Annotated in this window: 14 protein-coding genes, 1 tRNA gene and 1 riboswitch; of the genes, 8 read left to right on the forward strand and 7 right to left on the reverse strand. The window is 36.4% G+C overall.

Going from position 1 to position 15,605, the window contains the following annotated elements; translation table 11 throughout:
- A partial coding sequence (locus NF867_RS12545) for a transposase (RefSeq protein ID WP_380725182.1) occupies window positions 1-195 on the reverse strand: 195 nt, incomplete at its 3' end.
- A gap of 242 nt (window positions 196-437) precedes the next feature.
- Between NF867_RS12545 and NF867_RS12550 the strand changes: the two genes are divergently transcribed.
- Window positions 438-752, forward strand: a complete 315-nt coding sequence (locus NF867_RS12550; RefSeq protein WP_252588347.1) for a ferritin family protein — start codon at window positions 438-440, stop codon at window positions 750-752.
- 470 nt (window positions 753-1,222) lie between these two features.
- Here the strand turns inward: NF867_RS12550 and NF867_RS12555 are convergent, their stop codons facing one another.
- Window positions 1,223-1,639, reverse strand: coding sequence for a TolC family protein (locus NF867_RS12555; protein ID WP_341870048.1), 417 nt, complete (start codon window positions 1,637-1,639; stop codon window positions 1,223-1,225).
- Between the two features lie 266 nt (window positions 1,640-1,905).
- Between NF867_RS12555 and NF867_RS12560 the strand changes: the two genes are divergently transcribed.
- Window positions 1,906-3,297: a hypothetical protein gene (locus tag NF867_RS12560; protein ID WP_252588348.1), complete on the forward strand. Its 1,392-nt coding sequence runs from the start codon at window positions 1,906-1,908 to the stop codon at window positions 3,295-3,297.
- 178 nt (window positions 3,298-3,475) lie between these two features.
- Here the strand turns inward: NF867_RS12560 and NF867_RS12565 are convergent.
- Window positions 3,476-3,549, reverse strand: a tRNA-Arg gene (locus NF867_RS12565).
- 602 nt (window positions 3,550-4,151) lie between these two features.
- On the opposite strand from NF867_RS12565, the gene NF867_RS12570 reads away from it, so the two are divergent.
- From NF867_RS12570 to NF867_RS12580, 3 genes are all read left to right on the forward strand, one after another.
- Window positions 4,152-6,344, forward strand: a complete 2,193-nt coding sequence (locus NF867_RS12570) for a glutamine synthetase III family protein (protein ID WP_252588349.1) — start codon at window positions 4,152-4,154, stop codon at window positions 6,342-6,344.
- Window positions 6,345-6,449: 105 nt separating this feature from the next.
- A complete protein-coding gene (locus NF867_RS12575; RefSeq protein ID WP_252588350.1) occupies window positions 6,450-6,899 on the forward strand; it encodes a GNAT family N-acetyltransferase in 450 nt (149 codons plus the stop codon).
- Window positions 6,900-7,014: 115 nt separating this feature from the next.
- Window positions 7,015-7,578: a NifU family protein gene (locus tag NF867_RS12580; RefSeq protein WP_252588351.1), complete on the forward strand. Its 564-nt coding sequence runs from the start codon at window positions 7,015-7,017 to the stop codon at window positions 7,576-7,578.
- Between the two features lie 93 nt (window positions 7,579-7,671).
- Here the strand turns inward: NF867_RS12580 and NF867_RS12585 are convergent, their stop codons facing one another.
- Window positions 7,672-8,694, reverse strand: coding sequence for an outer membrane beta-barrel protein (locus NF867_RS12585; RefSeq protein ID WP_252588352.1), 1,023 nt, complete (start codon window positions 8,692-8,694; stop codon window positions 7,672-7,674).
- Between the two features lie 290 nt (window positions 8,695-8,984).
- Between NF867_RS12585 and NF867_RS12590 the strand changes: the two genes are divergently transcribed.
- Window positions 8,985-10,166 (forward strand): AIR synthase related protein, encoded by a 1,182-nt coding sequence (locus tag NF867_RS12590; RefSeq protein WP_252588353.1) that lies wholly within the window; start codon window positions 8,985-8,987, stop codon window positions 10,164-10,166.
- An 84-nt stretch (window positions 10,167-10,250) separates the two neighbouring features.
- Here NF867_RS12590 and NF867_RS12595 read toward each other — a convergent pair whose 3' ends face one another.
- From NF867_RS12595 to NF867_RS12605, 3 genes are read right to left on the reverse strand one after another with little or no spacing between them, the layout of a single operon-like run.
- On the reverse strand, window positions 10,251-10,634 hold the full coding sequence (locus tag NF867_RS12595; RefSeq protein WP_252588354.1) for an acyl-CoA thioesterase: 384 nt from the start codon (window positions 10,632-10,634) through the stop codon (window positions 10,251-10,253).
- Complete coding sequence (locus tag NF867_RS12600; RefSeq protein ID WP_252588355.1) at window positions 10,631-10,873, reverse strand: cysteine-rich CWC family protein; 243 nt, start codon at window positions 10,871-10,873, stop codon at window positions 10,631-10,633. Before NF867_RS12600 ends, NF867_RS12595 begins: the two co-directional genes overlap by 4 nt.
- Window positions 10,854-11,384, reverse strand: a complete 531-nt coding sequence (locus tag NF867_RS12605) for a PAS domain-containing protein (RefSeq protein WP_252588356.1) — start codon at window positions 11,382-11,384, stop codon at window positions 10,854-10,856. Before NF867_RS12605 ends, NF867_RS12600 begins: the two co-directional genes overlap by 20 nt.
- A gap of 188 nt (window positions 11,385-11,572) precedes the next feature.
- Window positions 11,573-11,768, reverse strand: a riboswitch (cobalamin riboswitch).
- A 200-nt stretch (window positions 11,769-11,968) separates the two neighbouring features.
- Between NF867_RS12605 and NF867_RS12610 the strand changes: the two genes are divergently transcribed.
- Both NF867_RS12610 and yidC read left to right on the forward strand, forming a co-directional pair.
- Window positions 11,969-13,597, forward strand: a complete 1,629-nt coding sequence (locus tag NF867_RS12610) for a CTP synthase (protein WP_252588382.1) — start codon at window positions 11,969-11,971, stop codon at window positions 13,595-13,597.
- 21 nt (window positions 13,598-13,618) lie between these two features.
- Entirely contained in the window at window positions 13,619-15,403 is a 1,785-nt protein-coding gene (gene yidC, locus NF867_RS12615) for a membrane protein insertase YidC (protein WP_252588357.1), read from the forward strand.
- Window positions 15,404-15,605 lie beyond the last annotated feature (202 nt).

Genomic DNA, 15,605 nt, shown 5'->3' on the forward strand with positions numbered 1-15,605 from the left:
TATTTTACGGCTGCTGTTGATACTGTTGAGGTAACAGTACATATATAATTTTAACAACATGGCCGGATGATGGGCTTTACGACCTATTGAATACTGTCCCTTATTAGAAAAACTTGCTGCACAGTCTTCTACAAATTGGTCTGCCAACAAGTCAATTAAACGGATATAGTGCTGTTTATCAACCCATTCGTCCAAACTTGTGAATAATATAACTTGATGGCGGTCTTGCCCGTTGAGATAATGCATTAATCTTCTGTATTTTCCTCAAAATACATACTTATAAACTATAGGTAAAACTTATTTTTACACAGCCTCTACAACGCGTGCGAGCAACGCCAAAGTGTTAACTTTCGCATTCTTCGCAGAGCTTTTGGAATGATATAAGAGTAGTTAAGTCTGTGGTTTTTTTGTAAATTATCTTAAACTAAAAAACTTTTATGGGATTTGATCAATATCATGAACCAGCGCAAGAACTTTCTGAAGCTACCAGAACGTTTGCCCGAATGATAACTTCATTAACCGAAGAAGCAGAGGCTATTGGCTGGTACGAACAAAGAATTTCGGTTGAAAAAAATAAAGAAGCCAAGGCGATCATGCAAAATGCACAACAAGAAGAAATGAAGCATTTTGGGATGGATCTAGAATTTCTTCTTCGTAAGAAACCCGAATGGCGAACTATTTTAAAAGCCGTTCTTTTTACCAAAGGAGATATTGTTGAAGCAGCTACCAAAGGTGAAGAAAAAGTAGATTAACTCCTGGACTCCCACCTCGCGAGCGTTTGCAACGCGTGTGAAACATAGGCTAGTGTTTGTAATAAAAAATAGAAACTAACAATAAAGCTCGAACCTGTCGAGCTTTATTGTTTTAAAGTATAAATTGTATTTTCGGTAAGCAACTCCCTAATCTCAATGCAGTGTTTCGCACGCGTTACAAACGCGCTAGTAGTGAGCGCAGGGAAGACAAAACGGCGGGCCATGCGTAGGCCTTGTGGGAGGAAGCTTCGTTTTGTCTTGACTTTTTGGGTACTTTTTTGTCAAGAAAAAAGTACCTAGGCCTCGGCCGGCCATGAGGCCGACCATACCCAGCTCGCACGCGTTTGCAATGCGTGCGAAACATAGGCTAGTGTTTGTAACACAAAATAGAAACTAACAATAAAGCTCGAACCTAGGCTCGAGCTTTATTTTAGGGGATAACTACCTAATTTCTTGCTAAACGTTATTGCTTAAAAATTACCGATCGCTTTCTGATAATTAACACTGGCAACTAAATAATCATAAACAGCCTGTAGGTAGCTTTGTTCCGACTGCCTTAATGATCTTTCAGTATCCAGAAGATCGACATATTGTCGGGAGCCCAAGCCATATTGCGCTTTCTGATAGCCATAGATTTTCTGCGAAAGCTCATAGTTGCTTTTGGTTACCTGCATGTTTTGTTGTGCATTGGCAACTTCAGTACTCGATTTCAAAATTTCATAACTCACATCAGCCGTTTTTTGCTTTAGATCCAATTCGTTTTGAGTGAGTTTTATTTTTTTCTCCTGAATGTTGTCGTGGTTTTTAAAGTTGGAAGTAATAGGAACTTTAAACGTTATGCCGACAAAGCTATAGGGAGTCCACCATTCGCCTAAACTAATCAGCAGCTTTAATTGATTTAAATTAAAGGGCTTACTTTTTAAAGGGCTTACTTTTGCACCCTAAAACAAGCTACCACTCTTCAACTTCTGTAATCCTTAATCATCTCTAAAATTTAATATTAAAAAAGGTCGTCACTTTTTAGAGTTGGCATAATTTAAGCATAATGATTGCCAGATATTTACATGTTATGAGTGTATAATTCTATTCCTAGAATATGTAAATTTATCATCCCTTTCATTATTGCAATTCTAACCTTTAATCATAAACCGCCATGAAAAAGTCTATTAAGTTTATAGTATTAATTAGTTCATTACTTGGTATTGCATCTTGTAGTAAAGATTCAGATGACCCAACTGTTCCACCTACAACTAAAACAGAAACCCTTCCAAATTCCATTACTACCGACAGAACTTTGGATGCAGGCACTAGCTATTTAATTGATGGACAATTATTTGTAAAAAATAATGCTGTTTTAACTATTCCAGCCGGTACTGTCATCTCCTTTGTAAAACACGATGAAGCAAGTAATAAAGGAGCGCTTATAATCACACAGGGTGCTAAGTTAATGGTAAACGGCACTGTTAATAAGCCAGTAGTTTTTACCTCTGCCGAAAAAAACAAAGCTCCTGGTGATTGGGGGGCATTAATTATTTTAGGGAAAGCACCAACTAACATTGGCACTGGGAATGTTGAAGGCTTGGCTGTTTCAGATGACACTAAGTTTGGAGGCAATGTATCAGACGATAATTCAGGTTCGATTAATTTTTTGAGATTAGAATATTGTGGAGGTATCAACCCAGATGGGGAAGAAGAATGGACAATTGATAAAGCAAGCGGTTTATGTTTGGAAAGTGTTGGTTCCGGAACTATCATAGATTATGTAATGGTTTCAAACTCCAAAGATGATGGATATCAATTTGTAGGGGGTACTGCTAATATAACTCACCTAATTGCTTATAATAACGGAGATGATGATTTTGATTTTGATTATGGCTTTACAGGCAAAATGCAATATTTGATCTCTTATCGCACTCAGCTTACTTCTAATCATGCATTAAGAGCAAATGCGTTGGAAAGTTATAATGATGCTGTACCCACAGCCAATGCTCCTTTAACACGTCCTATAATTTCTAATATGACTATTATTGGTCCTCAGGGAATGGAAACAACCAAAACCAATCTCAATCAGGGAGTTTACATACGCAAAGGAACCCGGTTTGTTTTCCAAAACTCCATCATAGCTGAATATCCACAGGGTGCATTAATGACCTGTCCAAGAACCCGCCCTCCTCTACTGCAAAATAATGGCTCCGAATTCAAATATAATTTAGTTCAAAGTGATAATGCCGATAGGACTTTTAGCTATGATACAGGATCAGACCCTGCAGGATTTACTGGTATTATCGCAGACGCTGGAACCAAAGATTTTGCTTTAAATAATGTAAATCACAACGAGCTGTTCATAGCATCAGCTGATTTGAAACTGACCAATATGTACAGCGCCAATGGCCCCAATCTCACCCTACAGACCAGTTCACCAGCCATGACAGGAGCAAATTTTGAAGGTCCGAATTTTTCAAGCTTTTTCAATGTGGTGCCATACAGAGGTGCTGTAGGCACAAGTAACTGGGCGGTAGCTAGTAACTGGGCCGTATGGAAATAGCAATGCAATAGCTGGCATGTAATTAAACTCAGTAAGATTGTAGAATTAACTTAGAAAAGTGAACAAGTGATTGCCTCAACTCTTATGTTTGAGTTGATACAAGTTCATTGAGAATGAACAAATACTATTTGGATAAAGATAAAAAAGGGACTAGCCAAAATGGTTAGTCCCTTTTTAGTACACCCATCAGGATTCGAACCTGAGACCGACGGTTTAGAAAACCGTTGCTCTATCCAGCTGAGCTATGGGTGCAGCTCCTTAAAGCGAGTGCAAATTAAACAAATAATCCTTATAAATAAAAACACAAAACAGCAATAATGGTCTATTGAGCTCGTTTTCAGTTATAAAAAATATAAATGGCTATTTTTTACCCTTAAATTACATTCTCCACCATTTCTTCAAATTTTACCAAGTCAATCTATTTTTTTGTTGAAAAAACTCAAAAGCATTCATTTTTTCATGAATAATCATCATCCATCAATTATTTAGTTGATTTTTAAAACATGCAAAAAAATAAAAATAAGGAGGTGGATTTTTAAGCTTTTTGATACTAATTTGGCAAAAAACAAACCAAGTAACTATTAATATTTATAATGTATAGACTAAATATCATTAAAATTATCAACGTCAGCTTTGGATTTTTGGCGAAATATCCAAAATCATCTTTTCAATAAAAAAGCAAGTCTTTACGCTGATAAATGTCAATTTTTACATTTTTTTAAACACAAAAACTGAAATTATTCTAAATTTTATTAAAAAAATATAAAAAAAATCGAAAAATATCTTGTAAAAATAAATCATTAGAGTATTTTTGTCTTGAAACAACACAAAATCTAACTTAAATTATAAAAAGAATGTCTCTACTTCGTTTTAAAGCTTTAGAATCTGCCATGAGCAGACCAGTTGTTAGAGTTACTCCTCCTTCAACAAAAATTTCTGATTTCTACGGTTCAAATGTTTTTGATAAGAACAAAATGAAAGAGTTCCTTTCAAAAGAGGCTTTTCAAAGTGTAATGAGCTCAATTGAACTGGGTATTCCTGTTGATCGTACTATGGCTGAGCAAATTGCGGCTGGCTTAAAATCATGGTCAATGGGCAGAGGTGTTACGCACTATACACACTGGTTCCAACCATTAACTGGTACTACTGCTGAAAAACACGATTCATTCTTTGAACCTACCGCAGATGGTAAAGCTATTGAGAAATTTAGTGGCGATGCTTTAGTTCAGCAAGAGCCTGATGCTTCATCATTCCCTAATGGCGGTATCCGTTCTACTTTCGAAGCTCGTGGTTATACTGCTTGGGATCCTTCTTCTCCAGCGTTTATCATGGAAAGTGGTTCAGGTTTAACTTTATGTATTCCTACTGTATTTGTTTCTTATACAGGTGAAGCGCTTGACTTTAAAGCTCCTTTATTAAAAGCCTTAAACTCTTTAGATAAAGCAGCTACAGCAGTTTGTCAGTATTTCGACAAAGCGGTAACTAAAGTAAATGCATCTTTAGGTATTGAGCAAGAGTATTTTGTTGTTGATGAAGATTTATTCTTCGCTCGTCCTGACTTAGTAGCAACAGGTCGTACATTATTTGGTCATGAGTCGGCTCGTAACCAACAATTAGAAGACCACTATTTTGGTTCAATTCCTGAGCGTGTATATGCCTTCATGTTAGATTTTGAAACAGAAGCTTTAAAATTAGGTATTCCATTAAAAACTCGTCACAATGAGGTGGCCCCAGGCCAGTTCGAGTGTGCTCCTATTTACGAAGAAATCAACTTAGCTATTGACCATAACCAATTGTTGATGGATTTGATGGATAAAGTTGCTCGTCGTCATAAACTTAAAGTGTTGTTACACGAAAAACCATTTGCAGGTGTTAACGGCTCAGGTAAACACAACAACTGGTCGCTAATTACTAACACTGGTAAAAACTTATTGGCGCCGGGTAAAACTCCTAAAAACAACTTAATGTTCTTAACATTCTTTGTTAACACCGTTAAAGCTGTTCATAACCATGCTGATTTGTTACGTTCATCAATTGCTTCTGTTAACAACGATCACCGTTTAGGTGCTAACGAAGCTCCTCCTGCAATTATCTCTATCTTCTTAGGTGAGCAGTTAAATGAGGTTTTAGATGAGATCGAGTCATCACATGTGGTTAACCGTAAGAAAAAAGATCTTTCTGGCGCATTAGGTTTAAACATTCCTAAAATCCCTCAGATCTTATTAGATAATACTGATCGTAACCGTACCTCTCCTTTTGCGTTCACAGGAAATAAATTTGAATTCCGCGCTGTAGGTTCATCAGCTAACTCTGCGGCACCAATGACCGTATTAAATGCAATTGTTGCAGAGCAGTTAACCATTTTCAAGCAAGATGTAGACAAATTGGTTAAGAAAGGTGAGAAAAAAGATGTGGCGATCATGAAAATTATTCGTCAATACATCAAAGAATCTAAAAATATTCGTTTTGAAGGTAACGGTTATAGCGACGAGTGGGCTCTGGAAGCAGCAGCTCGCGGTTTATCAAACATCAAAACTACTCCAAAAGCGTTAGATGTTTTAATAACTGAAAAAACCACTGAGTTATTTGAGAAACAACACATCTTCACTGAGCGCGAATTACATGCTCGCCATGAGATCTTCTTAGAAAACTACACTAAGAAAATCCAGATCGAGGCTCGTATCATGGGTGATCTTGTAACCAGCCAAATTATTCCTGCTGCGTTAAACTATCAAACTAAATTGATCGATAACGTTAAAGGTTTAAAAGAAATCGGTTTAAACGGTGCTCTATCTGCTAGCCAGTTAGAGATCATCACTGAGATTTCAGAGCGCGTTTCAACAATCAAAAAAGCAGTTTACGATATGATTGAAGCTCGTAAAAAAGCTAACGTATTAACTGATGCTCGTGAAATGGCAATCGCTTACGATGAAAAAGTTAAATCGTACTTCGAAACGATCCGTTATCATGTAGATAAATTAGAACTTATCGTTGACGATGCTCAATGGCCGTTGCCTAAATTCCGTGAATTGTTATTTATTAAATAATAATTTAAGTTAGATAAATTAAATCCTTGCCGGCAATGCCTGGTGAGGATTTTTTTATTTAACTTAATATCAAAAACCTAATCTATTTGAAAAACAAACTATAAAATGATCACAATTAAACGAACAACTTCCGAAAGCACCGATTTTCAGGCTTTAGTTAAACTTTTAGATGAATATTTGGCATTTATTGATGGAGATGAACATGCTTTTTATAATCAGTTCAATAAAGTAACTATGATAAAGCATGCGGTAGTTGTTTATTACGATGCTGAGCCGATTGGTTGTGGAGCTATTAAGGCATTTTCGGATGACCGTATGGAGGTAAAAAGAATGTATGTGAAACCCGAATACCGTGGAAAAGGAATTGCCTCGTTGGTATTGAAAGATCTTGAGAATTGGGCCAGTGAGTTAAAGTTTCCAGGCTTGGTTTTAGAAACTGGAAAAAAACAACAGGAAGCAATCCAGTTATATCTGAAGAACAATTACAACCTAATTCCCAATTATGGTCAATATATTGGCATCGACAATAGTGTTTGCATGGAAAAGATCATATAAAAACTAAGTTTTTACATGATCATCAGTTTCCTTTCTTCTTTAAAATCAAAAATCAGGATTTCCTTAAAACCTTTTTTACTTATCTTTGTACTTATTCTAAATAAACATTAAAAGAATGAGTTTAACAGCAACTGTAAATGTATATACTGAAATAACGCCAAATCCGGCTACCATGAAGTTTATCACTAATAAGCTTTTAATAAACGGAAGTAAGGATTTTGCAACTAAAGAAAGTGCTGAAGATTCTCCTTTTGCTAAGGAACTATTCAAGTTTTCATTTGTTGATGGTGTATTTTTTGCGAGCAATTTTGTAACAATTACCAAAGTTGCAGGATCTGATTGGGAAGATTTAACTCCAATTTTAAAAGAGTTTGTTAAAGGAGCTGTTGAATCAGAACTTAAGATTGTTAACGACCACAATGAGGAAGTTATTTTTGAAGGTACTGAAACCGAAAAGAAAATACAGCAAATTTTGCATGATTATGTTCGCCCGGCTGTTGAACAAGATGGAGGAGCTATTCACTACAAATCATTTGATGAAGCTGGTGTAGTAACAGTTGAATTAAAAGGTTCTTGCAGCGGTTGTCCTTCATCAACCATTACACTTAAAGCAGGAATTGAAAACCTATTAAAAAGAATGGTACCCGAGGTAACAGAAGTAATTGCTGAAGCAATGTAATTCCCCTAACCTTTCATAAAGAAAATATCCCTGTTGTTTATTTACAGCAGGGATATTTTCGTTTTTAAGACCTTAATTTAATCTATACTTCGATTAAAAACTAACCTTAACACCAACACTAAAGCCTAAACCTCCAATATTGATATAAGAGCGAAGATCTTCAGCATTTTTTGTTTTATCAAAATTTGGATTGCGTGTTGTGGTTCCTAACACGTATTCGGTGTTTGAAGAGGTATTTAAGCTGGTTTTATAATCGGTAAATTTTTCACCTTGTTCTAAATTCTCAAATGAAAGGGCAACAGGTTGACCGTTTGTCGGATTTACTCCAGTACCACTATAAGCGGTCAATTCTTTGCTTTTACTACTGACAGCAACGTTCCTGTACTCAACTTCTGCATATGCAGCAACTTTTTTGGCAACAGGATAATTTACACCTAACGCTCCTAAAAAGCCTATTGTTGGACGAGGAACTATTTCCTCTTCACGATGTAAGTTCAAATTGGCAATAGATCCACCTGTGGTAGCACCATATCGGTCATAAATATCTGTACTGATCTTTAAACGGCCATGAATAGGCACTATCACTCCTACTTTAGTATAAGGTTCAAAACCATTGTTCAAAGGAAATTTGAATACAACATTAGGAGAAATATCGAAAGCAAAGACTTTACCCGTAGCATCAATGCTTAAGGCTGTGGTTCCTGCCTGAGCTGGGTTAACACCATCGGCCAATGTTTTCTTAGCCATCTGATGTTTATCACTATGGAAGAAATGAAGACCAACTTCAAAAGCAAGGTATTTATTAAAACTGTAGCCTGGAGTAGCATTAAATCGATAACCCTGTCCGAACGAACCCGTAATGGTTTTATCAGTACTTAACACCTCTTTTAAAGTAGTTACACCGTTAATTACTGTTGGGACCAATGTTCCTGTACTAACCCGTGGCTGTAAACTCCCTACATTGGGAAACTCCACTGGAGTAACCGTAATAAAATAGCTTGCTCCCCCTTTAATATACCATCCGCGGCCATCTTTAGCTACAACGTCTTTGCTTTGTGCAATAGCTTCGGAATACAATGTTCCTAGCATTAACATTGAAAGTAAAATTTTCTTCATAATCTGATTTAATCGATTTAATTAATTTACTAATAATAAATGAGTTATTATCATTTGGGGTGGCAAAATTCGGCCTTTAAGTATTTAAAACAAATCACCTAAATAAAATGCATGCATAATACATTGAGGTTCAAAACGAAAAAATTAATGAACGATCGTTCATTCCGGATAAATGCAGAATACACATGGTTATCCTTCTATAAAGCAAAAGAAGATTGTTTTTTGTGCTCCTGAAAAGAGCATTTAAAAAGGATTCGCAAGTCCTTGATCAAAAATTTTATCTTTGCGCTATGCAAACAGATGCCCGCTATAATTTAAGAGGCGTTTCGGCTTCGAAAGAAGACGTACACGCTGCTATTCAAAATATTGATAAAGGTGTTTTTCCTAAAGCATTCTGCAAAATCATTCCGGATATAATCGGAGGAAGTGATGAATATTGTAACATCATGCATGCTGATGGTGCAGGTACAAAATCATCACTAGCTTACACTTATTGGAAAGAAACCGGTGATATAAGTGTTTGGAAAGGCATTGCTCAGGATGCTATCATCATGAATATTGATGATCTGCTGTGCGTAGGTGCTGTCGATAATATTTTGCTTTCTTCAACCATTGGTCGTAATAAGAACCTGATTCCGGGAGAAGTGATTGCTGCAATTATTAACGGAACCGAAGAGATTTTATCCGAGTTAAGAAATCACGGAATAAGCATTTACTCTACTGGTGGCGAAACCGCCGATGTTGGTGATTTGGTCCGCACAATTATTGTTGATTCAACAGTTACATGCCGTATGAAGCGTGAAGATGTGATCTCTAATGATCGGATTAAAGCAGGCGATATTATTGTCGGTTTGGCTTCGTACGGAAAAGCAACATATGAAACTGAATATAATGGTGGCATGGGAAGTAATGGACTAACTTCTGCCCGTCATGATGTTTTCAACAAAACAATAGCACAGAAATATCCTGAAAGTTTCGATCCTCAGGTTCCATCTGATTTAGTTTTCTCGGGAGGCAAAGGTCTTACTGATAAAGTAGAAGTTCCAGGTTTTGGAACCATCGATGCCGGTAAATTGGTGTTGTCTCCTACCCGTACCTATGCGCCGGTAATTAAAAAGATTCTGGAGAAATATCGCCATCAGATCAATGGTATGGTGCATTGCAGTGGTGGTGCTCAAACCAAAGTTTTACACTTTATCGATAATTTGCATATAATTAAAGATAACCTGTTTCCTGTTCCTCCATTGTTTAAATTAATTCATGAACAATCAGGAACCGATTGGAAAGAGATGTACAAAGTTTTCAACATGGGACACCGTATGGAACTCTACGTTTCAGAAGAAATTGCTGCAGATATCATCAATATTAGTAAATCATTTAATATCGATGCGCAAATAGTAGGACGTGTTGAAAGTGCAGATACCAAAAAAGTAACGATCAAATCAGAGTTCGGAGAGTTTATCTACGAATAATCTGTTATAAATGGATAAAGGAAAGGCGTTTCGCAAAACGAAACACCTTTCTTGTTTATTTACAAAATGTCTTCTCTAATCTATTTAACCAACCTTTACCGGCTTTTTATGCTTATCAATGGCAACAAAAGTAAAAGTACCCGAAATAGCCTTCTCCCTTTGTGTAGAATACATTTGCTCAATATAAATATCAACACTTACTTTTAAGCTCGTATTGCCTATATGGGCCACCTTCCCTACTAATTCAATGATGGTACCAGCTGGAATTGGTTTTGAGAAATCAATCCGGTCAGAAGAAACTGTTACCATTCTTTTGCGTGCAAAACGAGTAGCTGTGATAAATGCAACTTCATCCATCAGGTGCATCGCAGTTCCACCAAATAACGTATCATAATGATTAGTGGTATTGGGGAATACAGCCTTAAAAATTCGCGTTTCTGATTGATTTATCTTTTCTTCTAAACTCATCGGTTTTTTAAAATTGTTTTTATCTGTTCTTTCTTTTCTTTTAATGAACTGTATTTAGCCTCCTGCTTTAATTCCATTAAGCAATTGCGGCATAAACAGTCGTAAAAATTCGTTGAAATTATTTCCTTTTCTTCGGCTGTAAAACTAATTCCATAACACTGACATTGGGTTATAGAGCCTGGTTTACATTCAAAAGGTGCTTTGCACCTTGGACAAAACTTATGTTCGTGTGAGGCCATTTACCTGCTTTTCAAAAAGTAAAAAATTAACCAACTCATTTTGTTTATTAAAAATAGGGAAGCCTTTTATCTCACAATCATACCTCTCCCCATTTTTCTTGCTGCATGCTACGATCATTATAAACTCTTTTTTCTGATCCATAGCTGATTTAAATTCTGTGCTTGATTCCCTGTCTATCAATTCCTCTTGAAAGAGCATTAGTTGTCGGCCTAAAACCTCTTCAGTTAAATAACCCCTCATTCTAAATAAATTATGACTTGCATACACAATTTTCAAACTGGTGTTGGTTACAAGTGTCGCATAGCCTTGTTTACCAAGCATTTCTTCAAAATCGAAAACGTGTTGCCAATTATTTTTTGAGGCCAATTTCTTTAACTGAACGATATCTTTAATAGTTAGTGAAACATCCCGATAACCATCCATAAAAATATCCCAAGAATGCAATGGCGAAATTTGCAGTTTAGCTTTATTCCGATTAAGTATTGTGTAATATTCAGTCAAATCGTACATGATCTTAAACTAACTGTTGATAATAACTACTGAAAAGCAAAAACTATTCAACTAAAGTTGAAATAATAATCCAAAGATCTTCATTACAGTTTTTTAGGATGCTTGCAGTGAGTATTCGTGAGGTTAAAAAGATATCTCAATTCCTGTTGAGAATCTTAGTCTGACTACTGCTTCATACCGCGAAAGCATTGGTCTTACATAGTGAGGCAAGTATCCTGGCTCGTAACATTGTTATTGTCCTTCTCATCTCTTTATTTAGACAATGGACCTTTTTATTGATAACAATTTTGATGTTACTTACAGTTGCGCGACAGCCCATGATTTGCACATGGTTCCTTTTTAATCATAACCCAAAGGTTAGCAACCTTACTATTGAAAGAAAAATGTAAAGAACTAGGGCTCTAAGATAGTTCCATTTCCATTAAAAATGAAAATGGCTTCCTCAAAAAACAAGACTTAAAGAGGCTATCTTGTTTTCAATCAATTTTTTAAAAGATAATGATGGTAATTTACAAACAACAGACAGTAGAACCATTATTTTTCGTACTTTTGCAACCCGTAACCAGCAGCCATCAATTCAGATTATGACTAAATACGTTTTTGTTACGGGGGGTGTTACCTCGTCGTTAGGGAAAGGAATTATTTCAGCTTCATTAGCTAAATTATTACAGTCGAGAGGATACAGGGTAACCATCCAAAAACTGGATCCCTATATTAATATCGACCCCGGAACCTTAAATCCATACGAGCATGGAGAATGTTATGTAACCGAAGATGGCGCAGAAACCGATCTTGACTTGGGTCACTATGAACGTTTCTTAAACGTTCCAACCTCACGGGCCAATAACGTAACTACCGGCCGAATTTATCAGAATGTAATCAATAAAGAACGCAGAGGTGATTATTTAGGTAAAACCGTTCAGGTTGTTCCCCATATCACCGATGAGATCAAAGCTAATATCCAGCGCTTAGGTGATACCGGTGAATACGACATCGTAATTACCGAGCTTGGAGGGACCGTAGGTGATATTGAGTCGTTGCCTTATATCGAGGCTGTACGTCAATTCCGTTGGGAGCACGGCTCAACCAATACTTTGGTTATCCACCTAACCCTATTGCCTTATTTGGCTGCCGCAGGTGAGCTAAAAACCAAGCCTACCCAGCACTCGGTAAAAATGCTGATGGAGTATGGTGTTCACCCTGATATTTTAGTTTGTCGTACCGAACACAGAATGACCCCTGACCTTCGCAAAAAGATCGCTTTATTCTGTAACGTAAACGTAAACGCGGTAATTGAATCTGCTGATGCATCAACAATTTACGACGTTCCGTTATTAATGTTGAAAGAGCAATTAGATCGTATCGTTCTTACTAAACTCAAGCTACCATTCAAAGATGAGCCTAATTTAGAATCTTGGAAAGCTTTTTTAGGTAAGCTTAAAAACCCTACCTCAGAGGTAAAAATTGGCTTGGTTGGTAAATACGTCGAATTACCTGATGCTTACAAATCAATTTGCGAGTCATTTATCCATGCCGGAGCCCAAAACGAGTGCAAGGTAAGTTTGCAATATATTCACTCTGAACATATCAATGCTGATAATGTAAAGGAAAAACTAGGCAGTCTTGATGGCGTTTTAGTGGCCCCTGGATTCGGGAACCGTGGCATTGAAGGTAAAATTGAATCGATTAAATACGTTCGTGAAAACAATGTTCCGTTCTTTGGTATCTGTTTAGGTATGCAATGTGCGGTAATTGAATTTGCGCGTAACGTATTGAACTTAAAAGATGCTCATTCATTAGAAATGAATCCTGATACTTCAAATGCGGTGATCAACTTAATGGAAGAGCAAAAACAAATCACCGAAATGGGCGGTACCATGCGTTTAGGTTCTTACCCATGTGAAATTAAAAAGGGAAGCAAGGCATTTGCAGCTTACGGAAAATCAAGAATTTCTGAGCGCCACCGTCACCGTTACGAATTCAACAACGCTTATTTACAACAATACAATGATGCAGGAATGCTAACTTCAGGTATTAATCCTGATTCGGGTTTGGTTGAAATCATTGAATTGAAAAACCACCCATATTTTGTTGGAGGTCAGTTTCACCCTGAGTTAAAAAGTACTGTAGCTAACCCTCATCCTTTATTTGTAAAGTTTGTAGAAGCAGCAAAAACATATCATTACGAGAATAATCCTAAAAAATCTAAATAAGAATTTATAAGAAACCACTAAATGGATAGAAACACCCTCACCGGTATGATGTTGATTGCTGCCATCCTTTTAGGATGGGGGTATTTTATGAAGCCAAATGAGGCTGAAGTAAAACAGTATCAGCACCAATCCGATTCGATCAAAAATGCAAAAGCAGGAATTAAGCCTACTCCTGTTGCCGCTAATAAAAGTGTTAACCTTGCTGATTCTTCAGTAGCTAAAACACAACAATTTATTACGCTTGAAAACGAAAAAATCAAAGTTATCTTATCAAGCAAAGGAGGCCGTGTATATTCCACCGAAATCAAAGGTCAGAAAACATTTGACGGCAAACCGGTTGTTTTATTCAATGGTGATGACAATCGCTTTGGCTTTAAACTTCCATTAAATAGTAAAAATGTAAATACCAATGATGAGTTCTTTCAACCAGTTGGTTCTTCATTTACTGTAGCAGGAAAAGACTCAAACAGTGTAACCATGCGTTTGGCGTTCTCTCCTACTCAATACGTTGATTATGTTTATTCACTTAAAGGTGATAGTTATTTACTTAACTACAGCGTTAAACTAGTAGGTATGAATCAGTTGATTGCTCCCGCTGCTAAAACCTTAAACCTTGAGTGGAAAAGCGATCTAAACCAGCAAGAAAAAGATAAAAAGAATGAGTTAAGCTTTACTACCGTTTATTATCAACAGGAAGGTGGAGATGTAGACCATCTTTCTGAATCTAAAGACAAAGAAGAAAAGCCAGAAGCCCCACTGAAATGGGTTTCATTTAAACAACACTTTTTCTCTTCAGTATTAATTGCTCAGGATAAATTTCAAGGCAGTACTTTAAATACAGTTACTGATTTAACCAAACCGGCTCTTAAAAATTTATCAGCCGATTTAGTGGTTCCTTACACCGCTAAACCAACTGAAGAGTTAAACTTCAAATTTTATTTCGGCCCTAATCAGTTTAACCAACTTAAAAATGTAGGTTATGATTTAGAAAAAGAAGTGAATTTAGGTTGGGGACCTTTAGGCTGGATTAACCGTTGGGCGGTAATTCCATTGTTCAATTTTCTTGATAACTTCAACTTAAACTATGGTATCATCATTCTGATTTTAACTGTAGTATTAAAATTGGTTTTATTACCAATTACCTACACTTCATACCTCTCTCAGGCTAAAATGAGGGTTTTAAAACCTGAAATGGACGCTATTAAGGCAAAAGTAGGTGAAGAAGATCAAACCAAATTACAGCAGGAATACATGAAGCTGTACAAACAGGCTGGAGTTAATCCATTGGCCGGTTGTATTCCATTATTGCTTCAAATGCCGATATTACTTGCGTTCTTCCGCTTCTTCCCTGCCTCATTTGAATTGCGTCAGCAACCATTCTTATGGATGAATGACCTTTCTACTTACGATTCAGTAATTAACTTTGGTGTTAATATTCCGTTCTTAGGCAGTCACTTAAGCTTAATGTGTGTGTTGATGACTATTTCAACATTGATCTATACTTGGATGAACAACCGTATTTCGGGAGTAACAGGTCAAATGAAATACATCGGTTACGTTATGCCGATTGTATTCCTGGGAGCATTAAACAGTTTCCCTGCAGGCTTAAACTTTTATTATTTCTGTGCTAACATCATCACTTTCTTGCAACAGTTTATTATCCGCAAGTTTGTGAACGATGATGCTATCCATGCTCAAATTCAAGAGAATAAAAAGCGCCCTAATGCCAATAAGAAATCAAAATGGCAAATGCGTTTAGAAGAAATGACTAAACAGCAGCAAGCGGCTCAACAACGTAAAAAATAAGCTTAATTGCTCTTAAATAGAAAACGTCCCGGCAAAACCGGGACGTTTTTTGTTATAAAAAATATCTTCTTAATTCTTACAAATAAAAAAAGGAGTTGAAACCTGGGAAGAATCAACTCCTTTAATTTAACCTAAACCAAAAGAAAAAGAATAATGGAAGGAATATAAAATATAACTTATACTCTTTTTCCTACAGCTAAGG

Origin of the sequence: Solitalea agri (genome assembly GCF_023914155.1) — a bacterium.
GTDB lineage: Bacteria > Bacteroidota > Bacteroidia > Sphingobacteriales > Sphingobacteriaceae > Solitalea > Solitalea agri.